This is a genomic window from Marinococcus sp. LNHM3E3-2.2 (assembly GCF_056034385.1).
On sequence record NZ_JBQLIC010000012.1, the window covers coordinates 21,763 to 44,678 of the forward strand.

The following is a 22,916-nucleotide window of genomic DNA, read 5'->3' on the forward strand; positions in this document are numbered from 1 at the left end:
TAAATTTTGATTTTCATATATTTGTTATTATAATTTGATTTCGATGTCTACACCCGATGGTAGATCTAAACGCATAAGCGAATCTACCGTTTGTGGCGTTGGCGTTAAAATGTCGATTAAACGTTTATGTGTACGCATTTCAAATTGCTCACGAGCATCTTTAAATTTGTGCGTAGCACGAAGAATTGTATAAACAGATTTCTCTGTTGGCAATGGAATCGGTCCAGAAACACCTGCACCAGAACGTTTTGCCGTGTCTACAATCTTTTCAGCGGATTGATCCAACACTCTGTGATCATACGCTTTTAAACGAATACGAATTTTTTCATTAGCTGCCATTAAAAGCCCTCCTTCTCGTCCGATTTTACAGACATACTCCGCGAAAATTTCCTCACACCTGGTCATGGCAATGGACCCGGGTGTGTCAGCAACCTTCCGCATCATCGCCTGACCGTGGGTGGATATAGAAGTATTTCTATGTCTCCCATGGTCACACTTCATCTATTATAGTGATCGTTCGCCTTTTACGCAAGGGGTTTTTCAAAAAAATCTCGGTGCGCCCCCCCCCTTTTTCCCTTTTATCTTTAAGAGCTTTAATTAATATGGAAGAAATAAAAAAACCTCTAATGCTTTTCAGCATTAGAGGAGAATAATCGGGTGATTATTTTTGGATAGTAGAAACAACGCCGGCGCCAACTGTACGGCCGCCTTCACGAATAGAGAACTTAGTTCCTTCTTCGATAGCGATTGGGTTGATGAGCTCAACTGTCATTTCTACGTTATCGCCAGGCATTACCATCTCAACGCCTTCAGGCAGTTGGATGATACCAGTTACGTCCGTAGTACGGAAGTAGAACTGTGGGCGGTAGTTAGAGAAGAATGGAGTATGACGTCCACCTTCGTCTTTGGAAAGTACATAAACTTCTGCTTTGAAGTTAGTGTGTGGAGTAATCGAACCTGGCTTTGCAAGAACTTGGCCACGTTTGATGTCATCACGGGACACACCACGGAGAAGCGCACCAATGTTGTCGCCAGCTTCTGCATAGTCAAGAAGCTTACGGAACATTTCTACACCAGTAACCGTGGATTTGCGGGAGTCTTCATCGATACCGATGATTTCAATTTCGTCCCCAACGTTAAGAACGCCACGTTCAACACGGCCAGTTGCAACTGTACCACGGCCTGTGATAGAGAATACGTCCTCTACAGGCATCATGAATGGCTTGTCTTTGTCACGGTCTGGAGTTGGAATGTAGTTGTCTACAGCTTCCATCAGTTCAAGAATTTTGTTTTCATACTCTTCGTCGCCTTCGAGGGCTTTCAGAGCAGAACCGCTGATGATTGGTACATCGTCACCAGGGAAGTCGTATTCGGATAAGAGGTCACGAACTTCCATTTCTACGAGTTCGAGAAGCTCTTCGTCGTCTACCATGTCAACTTTGTTCAAGAAAACAACGATGGATGGTACACCAACCTGACGGGAAAGCAGGATGTGCTCACGAGTCTGAGGCATTGGGCCGTCAGCTGCGGACACAACGAGAATCGCTCCGTCCATTTGAGCTGCACCAGTGATCATGTTTTTAACATAGTCAGCGTGACCTGGGCAGTCAACGTGTGCATAGTGACGGGAATCAGTTTCATACTCAACGTGTGCAGTGGAGATCGTGATTCCACGCTCACGCTCTTCAGGTGCACCGTCGATTGCGTCATAAGCCATAGCCGTTCCGCGGGAATATTTTTTGTGAAGTACCGTTGTGATCGCAGCAGTCAAAGTTGTTTTACCATGGTCAACGTGACCGATAGTACCAATGTTCGCATGCGTTTTCGAACGGTCGAATTTTTCTTTTGCCATTATAATTGTCCTCCCTTTATTTCAGGTAATTAATGTTGTATAGCAGCCAGGCGGGCGCTGCTATCAGTAAACGCCCTACCTTAGCTTACAATAAATCCGTCATGCATACAATCATCAAGCTGCCGGATTTTTACTGTCCTGTTGCCTGCTTGATAACATCTTCAGAAACACTTTTTGGCACTTCTTCGTAATGATCGAAGAACATGGAATACGTTCCGCGGCCCTGCGTGTTGGAACGAAGAGTCGTGGCGTACCCAAACATCTCAGCAAGCGGTACAAATGACCGGATAACCTGAGAGTTGCCTCGTGCTTCCATACCGTCTACACGGCCACGGCGGGATGTTACATCACCCATAACGTCGCCCATGTATTCTTCTGGAACCACGATATCTACTTTCATTAACGGTTCAAGCAGTACCGGCTTACATTTTTGCTTTGCTTCACGCAGAGCCATGGAAGCCGCAACTTTAAATGCCATCTCGTTAGAGTCGACATCGTGATAGGAACCGTCAAAAAGAGTAGCTTTTACGTCGATAACCGGATAACCGGCGAGCATACCGCTTTGAAGGGACTCTTCAATACCGGACTGCACGGAAGGTACATACTCACGAGGTACCACACCGCCGACGATTTTGTTTACAAATTCAAAGCCGGCGCCTTCTTCGTTTGGCTCAAATTTCACCCAAACGTGTCCGTACTGACCGCGTCCACCGGACTGACGTACGAATTTACCTTCGCAGTTAGCTTCCTGGCGGATTGTTTCACGATAGGATACCTGAGGGGCACCTACAGTCGCTTCTACTTTGAATTCCCGTTTCAAACGGTCAACGATAATGTCAAGGTGAAGCTCACCCATACCTTTGATGATCGTTTGTCCGGTTTCTTCGTCTGTTTCTGTCTGGAAGGTCGGATCCTCTTCTGCAAGCTTTCCGAGAGCGATACTCATTTTGTCATGGTCCGCTTTCGACTTCGGCTCTACAGAAAGGGAAATAACCGGTTCAGGGAAGTCCATCGATTCAAGCACGATGTTGTCTTTTTCTGCCACAAGTGTGTCACCGGTGCTCGTATCTTTCAAACCGACGCCCGCTGCAATATCACCGGCATATACCGTTGAAATTTCTTCACGGGAGTTTGCGTGCATTTGAAGAATACGGCCGACGCGCTCACGTTTATCTTTCGTGGAGTTTTTGACGTACGACCCGGAACTGAGTGTACCAGAATATACGCGGAAGAAAGTCAGCTTACCGACATAAGGGTCTGTGGCCACTTTGAAGGCCAGTGCAGAGAACTTCCCGTTGTCGTCTGCCGGGCGCTCTTCCTCTTCTTCCGAGTCCGGATATTTACCTTTAATAGCAGGAACATCCAATGGAGATGGAAGATAGTCGAGAACAGCGTCGATCATAAGCTGAACGCCTTTGTTTTTAAAGGCAGAACCACAAAGTACTGGATAAAACTCAACGTTCAGCGTTCCTTTACGGATTGCCAGTTTGAGTTCTTCATTTGTGATTTCTTCTTCTTCAAGGTATTTCATCATAAGATCTTCATCGAGTTCTGATACAGCTTCCACCAGCTTCTGGCGGTACTCCTGAGCCTGTGCCTGATACTCTTCCGGAATTTCACGCGCTTCCGCACGGGTTCCGAGATCATCAAGGTAGTAGTAAGCCTGCATTTCGATAAGATCAATAATTCCTTCAAAATCATCCTCAGCACCGATCGGAAGCTGAATTGCCTGAGCATTCGCGCCGAGACGCTCTGTCAGTGTGCTTAAGGAATAAACAAAATCCGCGCCTACCTTGTCCATTTTGTTAACGAAAACAATACGTGGAACATGGTAGGTAGTTGCCTGGCGCCATACAGTTTCTGTCTGCGGCTCCACGCCGGACTGCGCATCCAATACAGCAACAGCTCCGTCAAGCACACGCAGGGAACGCTCTACCTCTACGGTAAAGTCTACGTGGCCAGGAGTGTCGATGATATTGATACGGTGGTTTTTCCATTGGGCTGTCGTCGCAGCGGAGGTGATAGTAATACCACGCTCTTGTTCCTGCGACATCCAGTCCATTTGAGAAGCACCTTCATGGGTTTCACCAATTTTATGGATACGACCCGTGTAATAAAGGATACGCTCTGTTGCTGTCGTTTTACCAGCATCAATGTGAGCCATGATTCCAATATTACGGGTTTTTTCCAAGGAGAATTCACGTGCCATGGACTTTCTTTCTCCTTCCATTCATCAAAGTAGTATTTTCCGCGGTACTGCTTACCAGCGGTAGTGAGCAAACGCTTTGTTTGCTTCAGCCATACGATGAGTATCTTCACGACGCTTAACAGCAGATCCTGTGTTGTTGGAAGCATCAAGAATTTCATTTGCAAGACGCTCTTCCATGGTTTTTTCTCCACGAAGACGAGCGTAGCTCACGATCCAACGAAGTGCCAGAGTCGTACGACGGTCTGGTTTAACTTCAATTGGAACCTGATAGTTAGCTCCCCCTACACGGCGGGCTTTTACTTCCAATACAGGCATAACGTTTTTCATAGCCTGATCAAAAACTTCCATCGGCTCCTGACCGGAACGCTCCTGCACGAGGTTAAATGCTCTGTATAGGATATTTTGCGCTTTTCCTTTTTTACCATCATTCATTACACGGTTGATCATGCGTGTAACAAGCTTGGAGTTATAAATAGGATCAGGCAGAACATCACGGCGTGGTGCTGGTCCTTTACGAGACATAAATCCTCCTCCTTTCTTTATATTATGAACGAGCTGTTATTATTTCTTTTTCTTCCCGCGCTTGGTTCCGTATTTGGAACGGCTTTGCATACGGTTTTGTACACCGGCAGTATCAAGAGCACCACGAACAACGTGATAACGCACACCAGGAAGGTCCTTAACACGGCCTCCACGGATCAATACTACGCTGTGCTCCTGGAGATTGTGACCAATACCAGGAATGTATGCTGTAACCTCGATTTGGTTAGTCAGGCGCACACGTGCGTACTTACGAAGAGCCGAGTTTGGTTTCTTCGGGGTAAGTGTGCCTACACGAGTACATACACCACGTTTCTGCGGAGCATTTTGATCTGTTGGGACTTTACGCAAGCTATTGTAACCTCGGTTCAATGCCGGAGAGTCAGTCTTTTTAGTCTTCATCTGACGGCCTTTACGAACCAGCTGATTAATAGTTGGCATAGTTGTTTTCCTCCTTTCCGACTAAGTTATTTCAAGACCACCGTTCCAGGTGGTTCATTGATAAGCAAAATGAAAGTTTTTGCCGATGAGATCCGAAATCCCACCAGCAAAAACTCGTTATTGCTTTTTTAAAGCGATCGTAGCCGCTCCTACATCAATTCCGCAAGCTTTTCCAAGTTTTTTCATCGAATCGACAAACTGGATGGAAACACTGCTTTCATTTGCAGCTTTAAGAATACGCTGCTGAATTTCTACAGCGGCATCTTCTGCCACAATGATTTCGGAAGCTGTGCCATGTTCAATCGCTTTAAGCGTTTGTTTAGTTCCAATTAAAACTTCGTCAGCCTGTGTTACTTTTTCATAAGACATCATTCATCCTCCAAAGCACAGGAGCTTAACGCACCTTAGATAGCATATCACCGCGTTTTTGCGATGTCAACACTATTTCATTCCGACGAATATACTTCTTCGCCCGATTCCTGCATTTCCTGAACAGCTTCTTCCGGGAGAACCTGTTCGAGGCTGCGGTAACGCTGCATGCCTGTACCGGCCGGAACCAGTTTCCCGATAATAACGTTTTCTTTCAGACCTAAAAGCTCGTCGCGTTTGCCGCGAATAGCTGCGTCCGTAAGAATTCTTGTCGTTTCCTGGAACGAAGCGGCTGAAAGGAAGGAGTCTGTTTCAAGCGATGCTTTCGTAATACCAAGAATGACCGGCTGACCGACGGCTGGCTGATGGTGTTTTTGAAGTGCTTCACGGTTTGCTTTTTCAAACGCATGCACTTCCACCAGACTGCCAGGCAGAGCATCTGTATTACCGGAATCAGTAATCCGGATTTTACGGAACATTTGACGGACCATTACTTCAATGTGCTTGTCGCCAATTTCAACGCCCTGCATGCTGTATACCTTCTGAACTTCTTTCAGAAGATACTGCTGTACCTGGTCGAGTCCGGTTACTTTCAACAGTTCTTTCGGATCGATCGAACCTTCAGTAAGAGCCTGGCCGACTTCCACCTGATCTCCTACTCCTATGCGGAGACGGGCACCATAAGGAGTTGTATAGGAGCGGCTTTCAAGCGCGCCCTGCACCGTAACTTCTTTTTTATCCGTCAGATCTTTCACATCGACAATTTCGCCGGAGAGTTCAGAAATGACAGCCTGACCTTTCGGATTACGGGCTTCAACAAGCTCCTGGATACGAGGAAGGCCCTGGGTAATGTCATCCCCGGCTACCCCGCCTGTGTGGAACGTACGCATTGTAAGCTGCGTGCCCGGTTCACCGATAGACTGGGCAGCAATGATTCCTACTGCTTCGCCCACTTCAACGTCGGCTCCTGTAGCAAGGTTACGGCCGTAGCATTTTTTGCAGACGCCGTGATGCGTATCGCACGTAAAGACAGAGCGGATAACGACTTTTTCGACGCCGGCTTCTTCAATAATACGGGCCGAATCCTCATTCAGAAGCTCGCCTTTTTGAGCCAGTACTTCGTTCGTTTCAGGATGACGCACTGTTTCAAAGGCTACACGGCCGATGAGGCGGTCCTGAAGTTTTTCAATGATTTCGTTACCTTCACGAAGCGTTGCTACCGCAAGTCCGCGGTCGGTGCCACAGTCATCCTCACGGATGATAACGTCCTGGGCCACGTCCACAAGACGACGGGTCAGATAACCCGAGTCAGCAGTTTTAAGCGCTGTGTCGGCAAGACCTTTACGCGCACCGTGCGTGGAAATAAAGTATTCAAGTACAGTAAGTCCTTCACGGAAACTTGATTTAATCGGAAGCTCGATGATTCGTCCGGATGGATTGGCCATCAGTCCGCGCATACCTGCAAGCTGGGTAAAGTTCGATGCGTTACCACGGGCACCGGAGTCACTCATCATAAAGATAGGGTTTCTTATATCAAGCGTACCCATAAGTTTTTCCTGAATGACGTCTTTGGCGCTGCCCCAAATACTGATAATTTTATCGTAGCGCTCTTCTTCGGTAATCAAACCGCGTCGGAACTGTTTCATCACCCGCGAAACCTGTTCCTCGGAATCCGTCAGCACGTCCTGCTTATCCGGAAGTACAACAATATCCGAAATACCAACAGTAATACCTGCTTTTGTAGAGTAATGGAAGCCAAGATCCTTCATACGGTCAAGCATTTTCGACGTTTCGATGATCTGGAAGTTCTTAAATACCGCTGCGATGATATCCCCCAGGAAGCCTTTTTTAAATGGCTGTATGAGTTCGCGGTTTTTAAATTCTTCTTTTATATCTGTCGTGCTCGGTACTACATATTTTTCCGGGAGCTCCTGTTCAAGGTTTAATGCTGTCGGCTCGTTCACATAAGGGAACGATGTCGGCAGAATTTCATTGAAAATGAGCTTTCCTGGTGTCGTTAAGACGAGCTTGCTCATCTCTTCTTCACTGAAATTCGTTTTATTTAACGCACGGACAGGCAGAGCAATCCGGGTATGCAGATGCACATAGCCGTTTTGATAGGCAGTGAGCACTTCTTTTATATCATTAAAGGTAGAACCTTCACCCATCGCATTTTCACGCTCAAGTGTCAGGTAATAGTTTCCAAGCACCATGTCCTGGGAAGGTGTAACAACCGGCTTGCCATCCTTAGGGTTCAGGATGTTCTGCGCTGCAAGCATGAGCACCCGGGCTTCTGCCTGCGCTTCTGCCGAAAGCGGCACGTGTACAGCCATCTGGTCTCCGTCAAAGTCGGCGTTATACGCTGTACATACGAGCGGGTGAAGCTTGATGGCGCGCCCTTCGACCAGCGTCGGTTCAAACGCCTGAATACCAAGGCGGTGAAGCGTTGGAGCACGGTTTAAAAGAACCGGATGTTCGCGGATAACGTCTTCAAGCACATCCCATACTTCCGGATGCACGCGTTCTACTTTCCGCTTTGCGCTCTTAATGTTGTGTGCCAGACTCCGGTTCACGAGTTCTTTCATTACAAACGGCTTGAAGAGCTCAAGAGCCATTTCTTTAGGAAGCCCGCATTGATACATTTTCAGGCTTGGCCCGACCACGATAACAGAACGACCAGAATAGTCAACACGTTTACCGAGAAGGTTCTGACGGAAACGTCCCTGCTTCCCTTTAAGCATGTGAGAAAGAGATTTTAGCGGACGATTTCCGGGACCGGTAACTGGACGGCCGCGGCGCCCGTTGTCGATCAGGGCGTCGACAGCTTCCTGAAGCATCCGTTTTTCGTTTTGTACGATGATGCTCGGTGCTCCCAGGTCAAGAAGACGCTTCAAACGATTGTTCCTGTTAATCACACGACGGTACAGATCGTTCAGATCAGAGGTTGCAAACCGGCCGCCATCAAGCTGAACCATTGGACGGATTTCCGGAGGAACAACCGGGAGCACGTCGAGAATCATCCATGCTGGATGGTTGCCAGAGTGACGGAACGCTTCAAGCACTTCCAGACGCTTGATCGCACGAGTGCGGCGCTGTCCCTGTGCTGTTTCGAGTTCACCTTTTAGGCCATGCACTTCTTTTTCAAGATCAATATCCTGAAGAAGCTTGCGGATGGCTTCTGCACCCATTTGAGCAGAGAAGGTTTTGCCGTACTTATCGTAATATGCACGGTACTCTCGTTCGGAAAGCAACTGCTTGTATTCAAGCGGCGTCTCCCCTGGCTCCGTTACTGTATAAGAAGCAAAATAAATAACTTCTTCGAGCGAGCGCGGGGACATATCAAGAACAAGTCCCATACGGCTCGGAATACCTTTAAAGTACCAAATATGAGATACCGGAGCTGCAAGCTCGATGTGGCCCATGCGTTCCCGGCGCACTTTCGAACGGGTAACTTCCACTCCGCATCTGTCACAGACTACGCCTTTATAGCGAATACGCTTGTATTTGCCGCAGTGGCATTCCCAGTCTTTTGTCGGACCAAAAATACGTTCGCAGAACAGCCCGTCTTTTTCCGGTTTTAACGTCCGGTAATTGATCGTTTCTGGCTTTTTCACTTCACCGTGTGTCCAGGAACGAATTTTTTCCGGAGAGGCAAGTCCAATTTTCATATATTCAAAGTTATTGACGTCTATCAAGAGGTCGACCTCCCTTTCGATCTATAAAGGTGGCATGGCTGAAAGAGGGACAAGAGGTGCCTACAAAAGCTGATAAGCTTTTAATTAGACACCCCGTGTTCTCCATTTTACCGATGAGACCTTATGCGTTTTCCGAGGACTCGAGTCTAAGATTCAAGTTATCTCCGGGTTGTTCATCTTCATCATCGAGTTCTTTCATCTCGATTTCCTCTTCATTGCTCGAAAGCATTTTCACGTCCATCCCAAGGCTTTGAAGCTCTTTAATCAGAACTTTAAACGACTCAGGAACGCCAGGTTCCGGCACATTTTCCCCTTTAACAATCGCTTCGTACGTCTTCACACGACCGACAACGTCGTCGGATTTCACTGTGAGAATTTCCTGCAGCGTATAAGCTGCACCATACGCTTCAAGCGCCCATACTTCCATTTCCCCGAAACGCTGGCCGCCGAACTGGGCTTTACCACCAAGCGGCTGCTGGGTGACGAGGGAGTAAGGCCCGGTTGAACGGGCGTGAAGCTTGTCGTCAACCATATGGGCAAGCTTGATCATATACATGACCCCGACCGAAATACGGTTGTCAAAGGTTTCCCCTGTACGCCCGTCATACAATACGGTTTTTCCGTCCCGGGCGAGACCGGCTTCCTGAATGGTTTCCCACACGTCTTCTTCACGGGCACCGTCAAACACCGGTGTCGCCATGTGAAGGTTCAGGGAACGGGCCGCCATGCCGAGGTGCATTTCAAGAACCTGTCCGATGTTCATACGAGAAGGCACCCCGAGAGGGTTCAGCATGAGATCAATCGGTGTTCCGTCCGGCAGGTAAGGCATATCTTCCTCTGGAAGAATACGCGAAATAACACCTTTGTTTCCGTGACGGCCGGCCATTTTATCCCCTTCGTGAATCTTACGCTTCTGCACGAGGTACACCCGGACAAGCTGATTCACTCCTGGCGGAAGTTCATCTCCGTCTTCACGGTTAAAGATTTTTACGTCGAGTACAATACCGTCTGCGCCGTGAGGAACACGAAGCGAAGTATCACGTACTTCACGGGCTTTTTCCCCAAAGATCGCGTGAAGCAGACGTTCCTCTGCGGAAAGCTCCGTCATGCCTTTTGGCGTTACTTTCCCAACAAGAATGTCGCCATCCTTCACTTCCGCACCGACACGGATAATACCGCGGTCATCCAGATCCTTCAGCGCTTCTTCGCCGACGTTTGGAATGTCACGGGTGATTTCTTCCGGTCCGAGCTTAGTATCGCGGGCTTCTGACTCGTATTCATCGACGTGAATGGAAGTATAAACGTCGTCTTTTACTACCCGTTCACTCAGGATAACAGCGTCCTCATAGTTATAGCCATCCCACGTCATAAAGGCGGTTAATACGTTACGGCCCAATGCCATTTCCCCATTGTCCATCGACGGACCGTCTGCAAGTACTTCGCCTTTTTCTATACGATCTCCGTCTTTTACGATCGGACGCTGGTTGTAGCTTGTTCCCTGGTTAGAACGGACGTATTTCATCATACGGTATTTGTCGATATCAGTTTCGACTTCTTTTCCATCCACATTTTCAATGCGGCGGATCCAGATTTCACGTGCGGACGCCCGCTCAACTACGCCTTTGTGACGTGCGATAATGGCAGCGCCTGAATCTTTTGCTGAAACGTATTCCATGCCGGTACCTACAAGAGGCGCTTCCGGTTCAAGAAGCGGTACTGCCTGACGCTGCATGTTCGCACCCATCAATGCCCGGTTGGAGTCATCGTTTTCAAGGAACGGAATGCACGCTGTCGCAGCAGAAACTGCCTGCTTTGGCGATACGTCCATATAGTCAATTTTTTCTTTTGGAACGATCGTGTTATCCCCGCGGAAACGGGCAATAACTTCATCGTCGGCAAACGTGCCATCTTCAGCAAGTGAAGCGTTCGCCTGGGCGACTACGTAGTTGTCTTCTTCATCGGCAGTCAGGTAGTCACACTGTTCGGTGACCACTCCCGTATCCGGATCTACACGACGGTAGGCAGTTTCGATGAAGCCGAATTTGTTTACCTTGGCGTAGCTTGATAAGGAGTTAATCAAACCGATGTTCGGACCTTCCGGCGTTTCGATCGGACACATACGCCCGTAGTGGGAATAGTGCACGTCACGAACTTCAAAGCCGGCACGTTCACGGGTAAGACCGCCCGGTCCAAGCGCTGACAGACGGCGTTTGTGTGTCAACTCAGCCAGAGGATTTGTCTGGTCCATAAACTGGGAAAGCTGCGAGCTTCCGAAAAACTCTTTAATGGAAGCAATTACCGGGCGGATATTGATAAGCGCCTGCGGCGTAATAGAGCTTGGATCCTGAATGGACATACGCTCACGTACGACACGTTCCATACGGGAAAGCCCGATACGGAATTGATTTTGAAGCAGCTCCCCGACAGAACGGAGACGACGGTTGCCCAGATGGTCGATATCATCTGTCCGGCCGACACCGTGAAGAAGATTGAAGAAATAGTTAACCGAAGCAATCATGTCTTCAGGAGTAATATTCTTCGTATCATTATCAATATTTCCGTTACTGATTACGTTAATTTCACGGTCTTCGCCTTGACCGTCATCTGCATAAATCTTAATAGACTGTACGTCCAAATCTGCATCTTCCACCACTCCACCGGAAACGGTGTACCGTTTAAATCCAAGATTGTTTTCCAGGTACGGCATCAGACGGTCCAATGTCCGGCGGTCGAGCATCGTACCCGCTTCAACAATGACCTCTCCCGTTTCTGGATCAGCAAGCGTTTCTGCTAAACGCTGGTTGAATAAACGATTCTGGATATGAAGTTTTTTATTCATTTTATAACGCCCGACGTTTGCGAGATCGTACCGCTTCGGATCAAAGAAGCGCGTATTTAATAAGCTCTTAGCGCTGTCCACCGTTGGCGGTTCTCCAGGGCGGAGACGTTCATAAATTTCGAGAAGGGCTTTTTCACTGCCTTCTGTGTTATCCTTTTCGAGCGTATTTCGCAGGTACTGGTCTTCACCCAGAAGATCGATAATCTCCTGATCCGAGCCAAACCCAAGCGCACGAAGGAGCACGGTAACCGGAATTTTCCGCGTGCGGTCAATACGAACGTGAACGACGTCTTTTGCGTCTGTTTCAAGCTCGAGCCATGCACCGCGGTTTGGAATAACGGTCGCAGTGTGGCCACGCTTGCCGTTTTTGTCCACTTTATTATTAAAATATACGCTTGGTGAACGTACGAGCTGGGATACGATAACACGCTCAGCACCGTTTATCACAAAAGTACCTGTGTCGGTCATAAGCGGGAAATCACCCATAAATACTTCCTGCTCTTTTACTTCGCCGGTCTCTTTGTTCATCAGGCGAACCTTGACCCGGAGCGGTGCAGAATATGTGGCATCGCGTTCTTTTGATTCATCAATCGGATATTTAGGCTCCCCTAAATTGTAATCGATGAATTCAAGCACCAAGTTTCCGGTAAAATCTTCAATCGGCGAAATGTCCTGGAACATTTCGCGAATACCTTCATCTAGAAACCATTGATAAGAAGCCGTCTGAATCTCAATGAGGTTTGGAAGGTCCAATACTTCATTGATTCGGGCATAGCTTCTCCGCTGGCGGTGACGTCCAAATTGAATAAGTTGACTTGACAACAGATTCACCCCTCAAATCTCGCATGATATCCGCCCGTTTTAAAAACAAGCGTTTTTCCAAGGCAATTATCGGTAATATAGCTAAATAGTGATAAATGCAGAGACGCGTCGTCATGTAGACGGACGGCTCTTTCTGTTCTGATAAAAACGCCTGCGTATCAGAACACAGAGAACAGCCCGCGCACACCTCGTCGTTAAAAAAGCTTCACAAACCGAATAGCCAGTTTGAGAACGCTGATCGCTTCTCCCTGACTTATGTTGATTATCTTAAATGGAATTGTTTTTCCTAATACTTATTACGATCGATTCTCCCATTTCTCATTCGAGTGTGTTAGAATAAGAAGGAATCAAAAGCACAAACGTTCTCGTTGTAGTGGATAAGCTTGCTGTAACCGTAATTCAGCCCAGCCGTGAAGTGGCAAATAGAAAAGAAATGGATGATACTTCTTACGGTATCACCTGATTTAATAAGTAGAATATTACATGTAGTTTGGCGCGTATGGATACTTATACGCATTAAATTATAATACCATATCAAAACAGCACCGTCAACTTCTGATGGTGCTGTTTTATTTATTTACGTGCCCGAAAAATATAATAGCCTTTATTCTTTTTCACATTTTTCACGACCGGAAAAAGCTCATTAAGCTTTTCCTTCGCTGAAGGGGCGCCCTGCTTTTTTTGAATGACAATCCAGCATTCGCCCCCCGACTTTAGTGCTTCATAAGCTTCTTCGAACAGCCGGTGTACTACTTTCTTTCCGGCCCTGATGGGTGGGTTTGTTAAAACTGCTGCCGCTCCGCCTTTATAGGCGCTAAACAAATCACTCTCCGCCGCCTCTGCGTTATCCAGCTGGTACCGCTGGATATTTTTCTTTGCAAGCTCCACGGCGCGCTGATTGATATCAAAAAGCAGAACGCTTCGGGTGGTTTCTTTGGCGAGAGTAACTCCTACTACGCCGTAACCACAGCCAACATCTACGATGTCCCCGTCTACCTCCGGCCATTCAAAGGTTTCAAGCAGGGTCTCCGTCCCAAAATCCACCGTTTGTTTCGAGAAGACTCCGCTGTCTGTAATAAATGACCAGTCTTTTCCCCGAAGCTCTGCACGAATGACTTTCTCGTTGCTCGCCGCGCTTGGATTTGCATGAAAATATTGTTCACCGCTCATAGCATCGCTCCGTTCTAATTATTGGAATATTATCATAGCAGGGCCAGACAGTTTATTGCAACAAAAAACTCACCCGCACAGATGCGGATGAGTTTTATACGAAACTTACTTCAATTCGATAGAAGCGCCTGCTTCTTCGAGTTGACCTTTCATTTCTTCAGCGTCTTCTTTAGATACGCCTTCTTTCAACGTGTCAGGAGCTCCGTCTACCAATGCTTTAGCTTCTTTCAAGCCGAGGCCGGTAATTTCGCGGACAACTTTGATGACGTTGATTTTAGAAGAACCAGCGCTTTCGAGTACTACGTCGAATTCTGTTTGCTCTTCCTCAACGACTTCACCGCCGCCACCGCCAGCTGCTACTGGTGCAGCTGCTGTTACGCCGAATTCTTCTTCAATTGCTTTTACTAATTCGTTCAGTTCCAGAACGGACATTTCCTTAATCGCATCAATCATTTCTTGATTACTCATGGATAATCCTCCTCTTAATATTAATATTTAAGCCGATTTAAACGCCGGTTGGTTAGGCGCTCTCTTCTTCTTCTTTTTGCTCTGCCACTGCTTTTGTAGCCAGTGCGAAGTTACGGATTGGCGCCTGCATAACGCTAAGCAGCATAGCCACAAGTCCATCGTGGGATGGAAGGCTTGCCAATTCCTTGATCTGCTCCTGGGAAACAACGCTGCCTTCAATGACACCTGTTTTGATTTCCAGTGCTTCGTGATCTTTAGCGAAGTTGTACAACACTTTCGCAGGTGCTACTGCGTCTTCTTTGCTTGTCGCAATGGCTGTAGGACCTACCAGGTGTTCATTCAACTCGTCCTTCAGATTCACATCTTCTGCTGCACGACGCGCCATTGTATTTTTATATACTTTGAAATCAACGTCTGCTTCACGAAGCTGCGCACGCAATTCTGTGATTTCCGATACGTCCAGACCGCGATAATCCACCAGTACGGTCGATACGCTGTCTTTCAGCTTAGCCGCGATTTCATCAACAACCGCCTGCTTTTGTTCGATTACTTTGCTCATCCGTTCCACCTCCTGCCATTCTTTATTGTTTGCCGCCTGCAACCGCAGACACAAAAAATCTTCCTGTCCAATTAGCAGACACGAAGACACTACTCCCGTAAAACGCATTAAAGCGTTCAATGTATAGGAATGGTACCTCGGCAGGACGTTTAAGTGCTTTGCACTCCTGCTGTCTGCGGCAACAATATAAAATTGTTGGCTGATCCGTCATTTAGTATAAATGGAAGCAGCACCCGGGTCAAGAGCTTTTTCAAGATCGCCCGGGAGCTCCCGGCAAACAAAGTATTACGGTTTAATTTATGCGAATTTCAACGACGAAGTGCTTACTTTTACGCCAGGACCCATGGAAGTCGTTACAGCAACGCCTCTCATGTACGTTCCTTTAGCAGCTGCCGGCTTTGCTTTTTGAAGCGCTTCGGCAACCGTGTTGAAGTTTTCCACCAGGCTTGCAGTATCAAAGGATACTTTGCCGATTGGCGCATGGATGTTACCGGACTTATCGACACGGTATTCCACTTTACCCGCTTTAATTTCTTCAACAGCTTTTGTAACGTCCATTGTAACCGTACCAGTTTTCGGGTTAGGCATAAGGCCTTTCGGTCCGAGGGTACGGCCCAATTTCCCTACCTGGGCCATCATGTCAGGAGTGGCTACTACTGCATCAAAGTCAAACCAGCCTTGCTGCACGCGGTTCACCAGATCTTCTTCTCCTACATAATCAGCGCCGGCTGCTTCTGCTTCCTGAGCTTTTTCGCCTTTAGCAAAAACAAGCACGCGCTGGCTTTTTCCTGTTCCGTTTGGAAGTACAATCGCGCCACGGATCTGCTGATCGTTTTTACGCGGATCAATTCCAAGACGAAACGCCACTTCTACCGTTGCATCAAAGTTTACGATCGATGTTTTCTTCGCAAGCTCAATCGCCTCTTCAGCATTGTACTGCTGCTCCTGGTCGATGAGCTGCGCCGCCTCGCGGTATTTTTTACCTCTTTTAGGCATTGTTTTTCCTCCTTGTTGTGGTTTAACGGTAAGACCTCCCACTAGTAAAGGTTGCGAGCCGTCCCTTCGGCAAAAGCGTCAGAGGCGTCCACACAACCTTCAGCAAGGCAAATCTTTCAATTAGTCTTCAACGTTTAAGCCCATGCTGCGGGCTGTTCCTTCAACCATACGCATTGCTGAATCAACGTCAGATGCGTTCAAATCCTGCATTTTCGTTTCAGCAATTTCACGAACCTGATCCCGGGTTACTGAACCGACTTTGTTACGGTTAGGCTCACCGGAACCGCCTTTGACTCCAGCTGCTTCTTTAAGAAGTACAGGAGCTGGCGGAGTTTTCGTAATAAAAGTGAACGAACGGTCTTCATAGACACTGATTTCTACAGGAATGATTGTCCCTGTCTGCTCCTGTGTACGAGCGTTGAATTCTTTACAGAATCCCATGATATTCACACCGGCTTGACCAAGCGCTGGGCCTACCGGTGGTGCCGGGTTCGCTTTACCAGCCGGAATTTGAAGTTTAACAACCTTCTCGACTCTTTTAGCCACGCGACACACCTCCTTCGTCCGTGATGTGGTAGCCGGATACAATGTATCCTCCCACTCATTCTAAAACACCATGTGCTTTAGGCTGTGATATCTTTCAATACCAAACAGGATGATTTTATCACCTGCAGCCAAAATAAGCAACAGCTAATTCAAGAGTGGGCGGAAACAATAAGCCGGCTCTAGATTTTTTCTACCTGAGTAAACTCCAGTTCAACCGGGGTTTCGCGGCCAAACATGTTTACATAAACTTTGACCTTCTGCTTTTCTGCATTAATTTCTTCGACCGTGCCGGTGAAATCAGCAAACGGCCCTTCGGTAACCTTCACTGCTTCTTTAAGTTCAAAATCAACCTCTGCCTTTGGTTCCTTCTCGCCCATCTGACCGAGAATAGCATCCACTTCGTCCGGCAGCAGCGGCGTCGGCTTCGACCCAGCTCCTGTCGAACCGATAAACCCGGTTACTCCGGGCGTATTGCGGACTACGTACCAGGAGTCATCTGTCATTACCATTTCAACAATGACATATCCCGGGAAAACCTTTTTGGAGACTGTTTTGCTCTTCCCATTTTTGGTTTCCGTTTCTTCTTCCACAGGTACCAGTACACGGAAAATCTTATCCGTCATCCCCATAGACTCCACCCGTTTTTCCAGGTTTGTTTTTACTTTGTTTTCATAGCCCGAATAAGTATGGACTACATACCAGCTTTTTTCCATATCTAGAGTGGGAGCTAAGTCCCTTCCCTCCTTTATTCCAAACGTTCAACCATTACTACTCTAAAAATACACGAACAAGCTCAGAAAGCCCTAAATCGATAACGGAAAAATAGATCACAAAAAAGATGATAGTCAGTACCGTGACAATCGTATATTTCGTTAGCTCTTTGCGTGTCGGCCATGTAACACGCTTCATTTCCTGCCCTACTTCTTTGAGAAAGCGGATAGGGCTTTTTTTCGTACCCCCAGCCATGCAGCCACCTCCATCAACCGGTGTTTACGGTTATAGAATTATTAATATAAGGTCTCGTACGAACAAAGTATCTGCATCTTTTTCTGCATCGAATGTACCACCAGGCTTCTTTGCCCTGCTTGTTTTCAACCATTAAAAAAACAGCCGCTCCTAAGGGCTCTGCGGTCTGTTTGCTTTAGGTGCACATATATTTCTACCAATATCAATCATAAACAACTTCCCCACTATAATCAAGAAGAAATTGAAGTGCATATAAAAACCGGCGCTCGCGGTAAGCGCCGGTCCCTTCATAATTATTAGTTAGCTGACTGCGTTGGTGCTTTCTTTTTTCCCGGTTTGAACGCTCTGGTAGCGTCCACTGCTTCTTTCCAGCCTTCGTACAGTTCTGTTCTCGTATCTTCATTAATCTGCGGGTCAAATTGTTTCTCTTTTTTCCATTGCTTTTTCACTTCTTCTTTGCTGCTCCAGAAGCCAGTAGCAATCCCCGCTAAATATGCTGCTCCCATCGCAGTTGTTTCAATAACAGCCGGGCGCTCTACGGGCACACCGACAATATCACTTTGGAACTGCATCAGGAAATCATTTGAAACAGCGCCGCCGTCAACACGGAGAGATTTCACTTCAATACCAGAGTCTGTTTCCATTGCGCCGAGAACGTCCTTTGTCTGATACGCAAGCGACTCAAGGGTTGCTCTTACGAAATGCTCTTTTTCCGTTCCGCGGCTGAGTCCGAAAATAGCTCCGCGCGCTTCACTGTCCCAATAAGGAGCACCGAGTCCTACAAATGCCGGTACAAAGTATACACCGTTCGTATCATCGACGCGCTCGGCATATTTCTGGCTGTCCGGAGAGTTAGTAAACATCCGCAGCCCGTCCCGGAGCCACTGAATAGCCGATCCGGCTACGAAAATACTTCCTTCAAGAGCGTATTCAACTTTACCATCAATTCCCCAGGCAATAGTAGTCAGCAATCCATTATTTGAAGGCACTGGCTTATCCCCCGTATGCATCAGCATAAAGCAGCCGGTGCCATACGTGTTCTTTGCCATACCTTTTTCAAAGCATGCCTGGCCAAACAGGGCAGCGTGCTGGTCTCCTGCTACGCCGGCAATAGGAACTTCCTGACCAAAGAAGTGGTAGTCCACTGTATTGGCATACACTTCGGAAGAAGAACGCACTTCCGGCAGCATGCTCTTCGGTACGCTAAGCACATCAAGCAGTTCGTCGTCCCACTGCAGATCATAAATATTGTACATAAGCGTCCGGCCGGCATTGGTATAGTCCGTGACATGCGCTTTTCCTCCGGACAGCTTCCAGATGAGCCACGTATCAATGGTACCAAACAGGAGATCTCCGTTATCCGCTTTTTCCCGGGCACCTTCCACATTATCGAGAATCCATTTTACTTTCGTTCCTGAGAAATAAGCATCAATCAGGAGACCGGTTTTATTACGGAACATTTCTCCGTATCCCTGCTCGTTCAGTTCGTTGCAAATATCCATCGTCTGCCTTGATTGCCATACGATGGCGTTATAGACAGGACGGCCAGTGTGCTTGTCCCATACAACCGCTGTTTCACGCTGATTCGTGATCCCAATCGCGTTAATCTCTTCAGCCTGGATATCATTTTCCCCAAGCACCTCTGCAAGGACTGCAAGGACAGAAGTCCAGATTTCCTGGGCGTTATGTTCCACCCAGCCGGATTTTGGGAAGTACTGCTTGAATTCTCTTTGCGCAGTGCCTACAATTTCTCCTTCTTTGTTAAAAATAATGGCACGCGAGCTTGTCGTTCCCTGGTCGATTGCTAAAATGTATTTCTTCTCCATCCGCCTCATCTCCTCTTTCGTATATAATTTGTATTAGTTTTTAACTTCAGGGTTGGACATGATTGTTTTTTCGGAACGTTTGCCCATGTAGTACAGGCTTCCCAGGAAAACAGCTACGACAACCGAGTAAATCATTAATGCCATCGCGCCTTCTCCTAAGAAAAACGACCGGTAAACCATTGCACCGAACACACCGCCGGCAGCCGGAGCTACAACTGGAATCCAGGCGTAGGACCAGTTGGAATCTCTTTTACCCGGAATCGGCAGCAAAGCGTGCGCAATACGAGGGCCAAGGTCACGGGCCGGGTTGATGGCATATCCTGTCGTACCGCCGAGTGAAAGACCGATCGCTACGATTAGAAAGCCGACAATTAACGGGTTCAATCCTTCAGTAAACTGGTTGGCACCAATTCCCAAAATACCGCCGACAAGGACGGCTGTGCCGATGAATTCACTTAAGAAGTTATTAAACCTATTTGGAAGAGCCGGATCGGTCGAAAATACCCCGAGCTTTGTATTCGGGTCATCTGTTTCTTTCCAGTGACCGAGAAAGTGAAGATAAACTACTACGCCGCCTAGTGCAGCACCAATTAATTGAGCAATAATATAGCCTGGAACCTGGGCCCATGCGAATTCCCCAACAGAAGCAAGACCGAGCGTTACAGCCGGGTTAATATGCGCTCCGGAGAACTGGCCTACTGCGTAAACTGCCATTGCCACCGCAAACCCCCACCCAAGTGCTACAACAATCCAGCCTCCGCCCTGAGCTTTTGATTTGTTCAGGCTGATATTGGCAACTACGCCGCCGCCAAAGATAATAAGAATCATCGTACCGATAAGCTCTGCTAAATAAACAGACATTTCTTCTTCCTCCTTTTTTTATTAAAGCTTACTTATCGTCATAACGTTAGGCGGTTCGTCTTATTATTTGTTGCGGCGCCGCAAGACCCAGACCTTTAATCCCGGTTATTTTCCAGAAAAACGCTTTCATAATAATGAATAAAAATTAGCATGAACAACCGGAAATAACCGGGTGAGCCTAGAAAAAGCCGCACACGTATCCCAATGGAATGACTGGTGTGCGGCTTTCATATACTCAACCTAACGTATTAACTTAAATAAAGCTTACCACTACGAGAAAACGCTGTCAATAACTTGTCACATAATTATTTTTGATTTTTCTGAAATCAAAAACCCTACAAACCCCGTCTTTCAAGAGATTAACGCATTCCACTCTTCACAATTTTCAAGTTTCCGCTTGATTCTCTGAAGCGCATTATCGATTGATTTATTTCTTCTGCCGAGCAGTCCGGACATTTCCTGATAGGAACGGCCATCGATGTACAGCTGCAGCACCTGCTGTTCGAGTTCACTCAGTACATTGCCAATTTTCGTTTCCATATCCTCCTGCTTCTCCCTGATAATCAGCAGATCCTCCGGACTTTTGGCGTGGGTCTCTACTAAAATATCGAGCAGCGGCCGTTCCGAGTCTTCCTCATACACTGGTTTATCCAATGAAATATATGAGTTCAGCGGCGAATGCTTCTGCCTCGTCGCCGTCTTTATAGCTGTAATGATCTGCCTCGTAATACACAACTCAGCAAAGGCACGGAATGAGGATAGTTTGTCTCCCCGGAAATCTCGTACAGCTTTGTACAGCCCTATCATTCCTTCTTGTATAATATCTTCATAATCTCCCCCGATGAGAAAATACGATCGCGATTTCGCCCGCACCAGATGCCGGTATTTCTCAATCAGTCGTTCTAACGCCTGGTTATCGCCTGCACGTGCAAATTCAATCAATATTTCATCTTCGGTTCGGGTAGTTTGACGTTGTTCCGGTTTCTTGAGGTCTGTACTCAATACAATCCCTCCGCCCATGCGCGTAGTAGTGTAAATATAGCAATCATTATATCGGAGTGTTCATAAGAGCGTCAACTGCCTACAGATCCCTTTTGCGCCATTTGTCGAAAATTTCTGCCATTTCTTCCGTTATAGGAAGAGTAGTCTTATGAATTGCTTTTTTTTGATTTGCAAGCTGTTCTTCAATGCCTTTTTCAACAAGCTTTGCTTCATGCCGGAGCTCCCGGGCTGATTTTCTTAATGCCCCGCTCCCAAACGTCATTGACTGTTCGGCATAATCAGAGGTTGCGACGTGTACTCTTGTTTCCACATTTTTTAACTCTCCAACTAATTTTTCGATGCGCTCATCAGCTGTCTCGTGTTCTCTCGTATATACGACCTCCACACGTTTCAGCTGGTAGTTTTTTCCGATACCGGGGACCATGTGGGCATCGAAAACAACAATAACTCTCCATCCTTTATACGCCTGGTATTCCGCCATCGCGTCAATAAGCCGGTCCCGGGCTTCTTCAAGATGACCGGCCCGGAGCGGCTTCAGCTCCGGCCAGTCGCCAATTACATTATATCCATCTACGAGAAGAATGTCCTTCATGGTGTCTGCCTTCCCTTCTCCTGGCGTTTGCGCAGCACTTCGTACATTAGAACACCACCAGCGACAGAAGCGTTCAATGAAGTAACCGGTCCGTGCATCGGAATCTCTACCAGAAAGTCACAGGCTTCCTTTACGAGCCGGCTCAATCCCTTACCCTCATTTCCGATTACGAGAGCAAGAGGCATATCCGCCTGCATCTGCCTGTAATCAGAGGCATTTTCTGTGCCTGTCCCGGCTATCCAAAGACCTTTTTCCTTTAATTCATCGAGCGTCTTATTAATGTTAGTTACCCGGACTACCGGCACGTACTCGACGGCTCCTGCTGATGTTTTTACCACAGTCTGGGTCACACCCGCCGCCCGTCTTTTCGGAATAATGACGCCGTGCACGCCGGAGGCATTCGCGGTTCGTATCATGGACCCCAGATTATGAGGGTCCTCCACCCCGTCCAGTACGAGGAAAAAAGGATCCTCATTCTGTTTTTCTGCTTTACGGAATAAATCATCCAGCCCTGCATACTGATACGAAGGGACAGCAGCTGCCACTCCCTGATGCACGCCTGCATCGAGTTCATCGAGTTTTTTCTTTGAAACCTCCTGAACCGTTATGCCTTTTTTTCCTGCGAGAGCGCGTATTTCCTGTGCTGCTCCTTTTTTGGAAGTGTCTGCGATCATAATTCTTTCAATTTTCCGGTCGGCTTTTAACGCTTCTATAACAGGATTTTTCCCCGCGATCCATTCCTGGCTCATAATGACTGGCCTCTTTCTTGTGTTTTGTCTATCGCAAATGCAATAATTTCGTTCACCCGTTCCTGTCTTCCGGCAAAATACAGATACCCAAGCATTGCTTCAAAAGCCGTACTCATGCGGTAGGTGGCCAGATCCGCATTTTTGGGGATGCTTCCGGATTTCGCGTTACGTCCCCGCCTGGCCACGGCTGTCTCCTCTTCAGTTAAATACCCTTCATCCCACATGGACCGAAGCACTTCCGCCTGGGCCTGAGCCGATACGTAGGAGGTAGCCTGCTTATGCAGCTCCTGCGGCCGAACTTTCCCTTCCGAAATTAAATAATGACGGATGTGGGTTTCAAGCACTGCATCTCCCATATAGGCAAGCGCCAGCGCATTTAACTGCTTTTCATCCACTTTACTATAGTTTATCATG

21 protein-coding genes and 1 other annotated feature are annotated in these 22,916 nt (G+C 47.4%); all 21 genes read right to left on the reverse strand.

Features of this window, described 5'->3' with window-relative positions; all coding sequences use genetic code 11:
• Nucleotides 1–27: 27 nt before the first annotated feature.
• A complete protein-coding gene (gene rpsJ / locus ACTRXF_RS13540) occupies nt 28–339 on the reverse strand; it encodes a 30S ribosomal protein S10 (protein ID WP_027847395.1) in 312 nt (103 codons plus the stop codon).
• Nucleotides 340–661: 322 nt separating this feature from the next.
• The gene (gene tuf / locus ACTRXF_RS13545) at nt 662–1,852 is read right to left on the reverse strand and encodes an elongation factor Tu (RefSeq protein ID WP_022794466.1); all 1,191 of its coding nucleotides are present in this window, start codon (nt 1,850–1,852) and stop codon (nt 662–664) included.
• Nucleotides 1,853–1,982: 130 nt separating this feature from the next.
• The gene (gene fusA, locus ACTRXF_RS13550) at nt 1,983–4,061 is read right to left on the reverse strand and encodes an elongation factor G (protein ID WP_322527242.1); all 2,079 of its coding nucleotides are present in this window, start codon (nt 4,059–4,061) and stop codon (nt 1,983–1,985) included.
• 51 nt (nt 4,062–4,112) lie between these two features.
• Complete coding sequence (rpsG, locus tag ACTRXF_RS13555) at nt 4,113–4,583, reverse strand: 30S ribosomal protein S7 (protein WP_022794464.1); 471 nt, start codon at nt 4,581–4,583, stop codon at nt 4,113–4,115.
• Between the two features lie 39 nt (nt 4,584–4,622).
• Nucleotides 4,623–5,042 carry a 30S ribosomal protein S12 gene (gene rpsL, locus ACTRXF_RS13560; protein WP_022794463.1) on the reverse strand — a complete coding sequence of 140 codons (420 nt, stop codon included), beginning with the start codon at nt 5,040–5,042 and terminating at the stop codon, nt 4,623–4,625.
• Nucleotides 5,043–5,159: 117 nt separating this feature from the next.
• Nucleotides 5,160–5,411, reverse strand: coding sequence for a 50S ribosomal protein L7ae-like protein (locus ACTRXF_RS13565; protein WP_474263638.1), 252 nt, complete (start codon nt 5,409–5,411; stop codon nt 5,160–5,162).
• Nucleotides 5,412–5,488: 77 nt separating this feature from the next.
• Nucleotides 5,489–9,106 (reverse strand): DNA-directed RNA polymerase subunit beta', encoded by a 3,618-nt coding sequence (rpoC, locus tag ACTRXF_RS13570; RefSeq protein ID WP_474263636.1) that lies wholly within the window; start codon nt 9,104–9,106, stop codon nt 5,489–5,491.
• 121 nt (nt 9,107–9,227) lie between these two features.
• Entirely contained in the window at nt 9,228–12,767 is a 3,540-nt protein-coding gene (rpoB, locus tag ACTRXF_RS13575; RefSeq protein WP_474263634.1) for a DNA-directed RNA polymerase subunit beta, read from the reverse strand.
• Between the two features lie 573 nt (nt 12,768–13,340).
• Nucleotides 13,341–13,937: a class I SAM-dependent methyltransferase gene (locus tag ACTRXF_RS13580; RefSeq protein WP_474263632.1), complete on the reverse strand. Its 597-nt coding sequence runs from the start codon at nt 13,935–13,937 to the stop codon at nt 13,341–13,343.
• Between the two features lie 105 nt (nt 13,938–14,042).
• Nucleotides 14,043–14,405: a 50S ribosomal protein L7/L12 gene (gene rplL / locus ACTRXF_RS13585; RefSeq protein ID WP_319630636.1), complete on the reverse strand. Its 363-nt coding sequence runs from the start codon at nt 14,403–14,405 to the stop codon at nt 14,043–14,045.
• Nucleotides 14,406–14,457: 52 nt separating this feature from the next.
• The gene (rplJ, locus tag ACTRXF_RS13590; protein WP_474263630.1) at nt 14,458–14,964 is read right to left on the reverse strand and encodes a 50S ribosomal protein L10; all 507 of its coding nucleotides are present in this window, start codon (nt 14,962–14,964) and stop codon (nt 14,458–14,460) included.
• Nucleotides 14,965–15,007: 43 nt separating this feature from the next.
• Nucleotides 15,008–15,161: a sequence feature (ribosomal protein L10 leader region), on the reverse strand.
• A 100-nt stretch (nt 15,162–15,261) separates the two neighbouring features.
• Nucleotides 15,262–15,960: a 50S ribosomal protein L1 gene (gene rplA, locus ACTRXF_RS13595; protein WP_474263628.1), complete on the reverse strand. Its 699-nt coding sequence runs from the start codon at nt 15,958–15,960 to the stop codon at nt 15,262–15,264.
• Between the two features lie 120 nt (nt 15,961–16,080).
• Complete coding sequence (rplK, locus tag ACTRXF_RS13600; protein ID WP_022794455.1) at nt 16,081–16,506, reverse strand: 50S ribosomal protein L11; 426 nt, start codon at nt 16,504–16,506, stop codon at nt 16,081–16,083.
• A 179-nt stretch (nt 16,507–16,685) separates the two neighbouring features.
• A complete protein-coding gene (nusG, locus tag ACTRXF_RS13605; RefSeq protein WP_091616735.1) occupies nt 16,686–17,219 on the reverse strand; it encodes a transcription termination/antitermination protein NusG in 534 nt (177 codons plus the stop codon).
• A 55-nt stretch (nt 17,220–17,274) separates the two neighbouring features.
• The gene (gene secE, locus ACTRXF_RS13610) at nt 17,275–17,472 is read right to left on the reverse strand and encodes a preprotein translocase subunit SecE (protein ID WP_474263626.1); all 198 of its coding nucleotides are present in this window, start codon (nt 17,470–17,472) and stop codon (nt 17,275–17,277) included.
• A gap of 296 nt (nt 17,473–17,768) precedes the next feature.
• The gene (gene glpK, locus ACTRXF_RS13615) at nt 17,769–19,298 is read right to left on the reverse strand and encodes a glycerol kinase GlpK (protein WP_474263624.1); all 1,530 of its coding nucleotides are present in this window, start codon (nt 19,296–19,298) and stop codon (nt 17,769–17,771) included.
• A gap of 33 nt (nt 19,299–19,331) precedes the next feature.
• Nucleotides 19,332–20,159 carry an MIP/aquaporin family protein gene (locus ACTRXF_RS13620; protein ID WP_474263621.1) on the reverse strand — a complete coding sequence of 276 codons (828 nt, stop codon included), beginning with the start codon at nt 20,157–20,159 and terminating at the stop codon, nt 19,332–19,334.
• Between the two features lie 351 nt (nt 20,160–20,510).
• Nucleotides 20,511–21,179 (reverse strand): RNA polymerase sporulation sigma factor SigH, encoded by a 669-nt coding sequence (gene sigH, locus ACTRXF_RS13625; RefSeq protein ID WP_474263619.1) that lies wholly within the window; start codon nt 21,177–21,179, stop codon nt 20,511–20,513.
• A gap of 61 nt (nt 21,180–21,240) precedes the next feature.
• Complete coding sequence (locus tag ACTRXF_RS13630; protein ID WP_474263616.1) at nt 21,241–21,753, reverse strand: NYN domain-containing protein; 513 nt, start codon at nt 21,751–21,753, stop codon at nt 21,241–21,243.
• Nucleotides 21,750–22,502, reverse strand: a complete 753-nt coding sequence (gene rlmB, locus ACTRXF_RS13635; protein ID WP_474263614.1) for a 23S rRNA (guanosine(2251)-2'-O)-methyltransferase RlmB — start codon at nt 22,500–22,502, stop codon at nt 21,750–21,752. The genes ACTRXF_RS13630 and rlmB overlap by 4 nt, the downstream gene beginning before the upstream one ends.
• Nucleotides 22,499–22,915, reverse strand: coding sequence for a Mini-ribonuclease 3 (locus ACTRXF_RS13640; RefSeq protein WP_474263612.1), 417 nt, complete (start codon nt 22,913–22,915; stop codon nt 22,499–22,501). The genes rlmB and ACTRXF_RS13640 overlap by 4 nt, the downstream gene beginning before the upstream one ends.
• Nucleotide 22,916: the final 1 nt, after the last annotated feature.

Coding starts and splice junctions, on each gene's coding strand:
- rpsJ (WP_027847395.1), bottom strand. CDS start 339: ATGGCAGCTAATGAAAAAATTCGTATTCGTTTAAAAGCGTATGATCAC.
- ACTRXF_RS13630 (WP_474263616.1), bottom strand. CDS start 21,753: ATGAAGGACATTCTTCTCGTAGATGGATATAATGTAATTGGCGACTGG.
- secE (WP_474263626.1), bottom strand. CDS start 17,472: ATGGCTGGGGGTACGAAAAAAAGCCCTATCCGCTTTCTCAAAGAAGTA.
- tuf (WP_022794466.1), bottom strand. CDS start 1,852: ATGGCAAAAGAAAAATTCGACCGTTCGAAAACGCATGCGAACATTGGT.
- ACTRXF_RS13620 (WP_474263621.1), bottom strand. CDS start 20,159: ATGTCTGTTTATTTAGCAGAGCTTATCGGTACGATGATTCTTATTATC.
- rpsG (WP_022794464.1), bottom strand. CDS start 4,583: ATGTCTCGTAAAGGACCAGCACCACGCCGTGATGTTCTGCCTGATCCT.
- rpsL (WP_022794463.1), bottom strand. CDS start 5,042: ATGCCAACTATTAATCAGCTGGTTCGTAAAGGCCGTCAGATGAAGACT.
- rplJ (WP_474263630.1), bottom strand. CDS start 14,964: ATGAGCAAAGTAATCGAACAAAAGCAGGCGGTTGTTGATGAAATCGCG.
- rplL (WP_319630636.1), bottom strand. CDS start 14,405: ATGAGTAATCAAGAAATGATTGATGCGATTAAGGAAATGTCCGTTCTG.
- ACTRXF_RS13640 (WP_474263612.1), bottom strand. CDS start 22,915: ATGATAAACTATAGTAAAGTGGATGAAAAGCAGTTAAATGCGCTGGCG.
- fusA (WP_322527242.1), bottom strand. CDS start 4,061: ATGGCACGTGAATTCTCCTTGGAAAAAACCCGTAATATTGGAATCATG.
- nusG (WP_091616735.1), bottom strand. CDS start 17,219: ATGGAAAAAAGCTGGTATGTAGTCCATACTTATTCGGGCTATGAAAAC.
- glpK (WP_474263624.1), bottom strand. CDS start 19,298: ATGGAGAAGAAATACATTTTAGCAATCGACCAGGGAACGACAAGCTCG.
- rplA (WP_474263628.1), bottom strand. CDS start 15,960: ATGCCTAAAAGAGGTAAAAAATACCGCGAGGCGGCGCAGCTCATCGAC.
- sigH (WP_474263619.1), bottom strand. CDS start 21,179: ATGGGCGGAGGGATTGTATTGAGTACAGACCTCAAGAAACCGGAACAA.
- rlmB (WP_474263614.1), bottom strand. CDS start 22,502: ATGAGCCAGGAATGGATCGCGGGGAAAAATCCTGTTATAGAAGCGTTA.
- ACTRXF_RS13565 (WP_474263638.1), bottom strand. CDS start 5,411: ATGTCTTATGAAAAAGTAACACAGGCTGACGAAGTTTTAATTGGAACT.
- ACTRXF_RS13580 (WP_474263632.1), bottom strand. CDS start 13,937: ATGAGCGGTGAACAATATTTTCATGCAAATCCAAGCGCGGCGAGCAAC.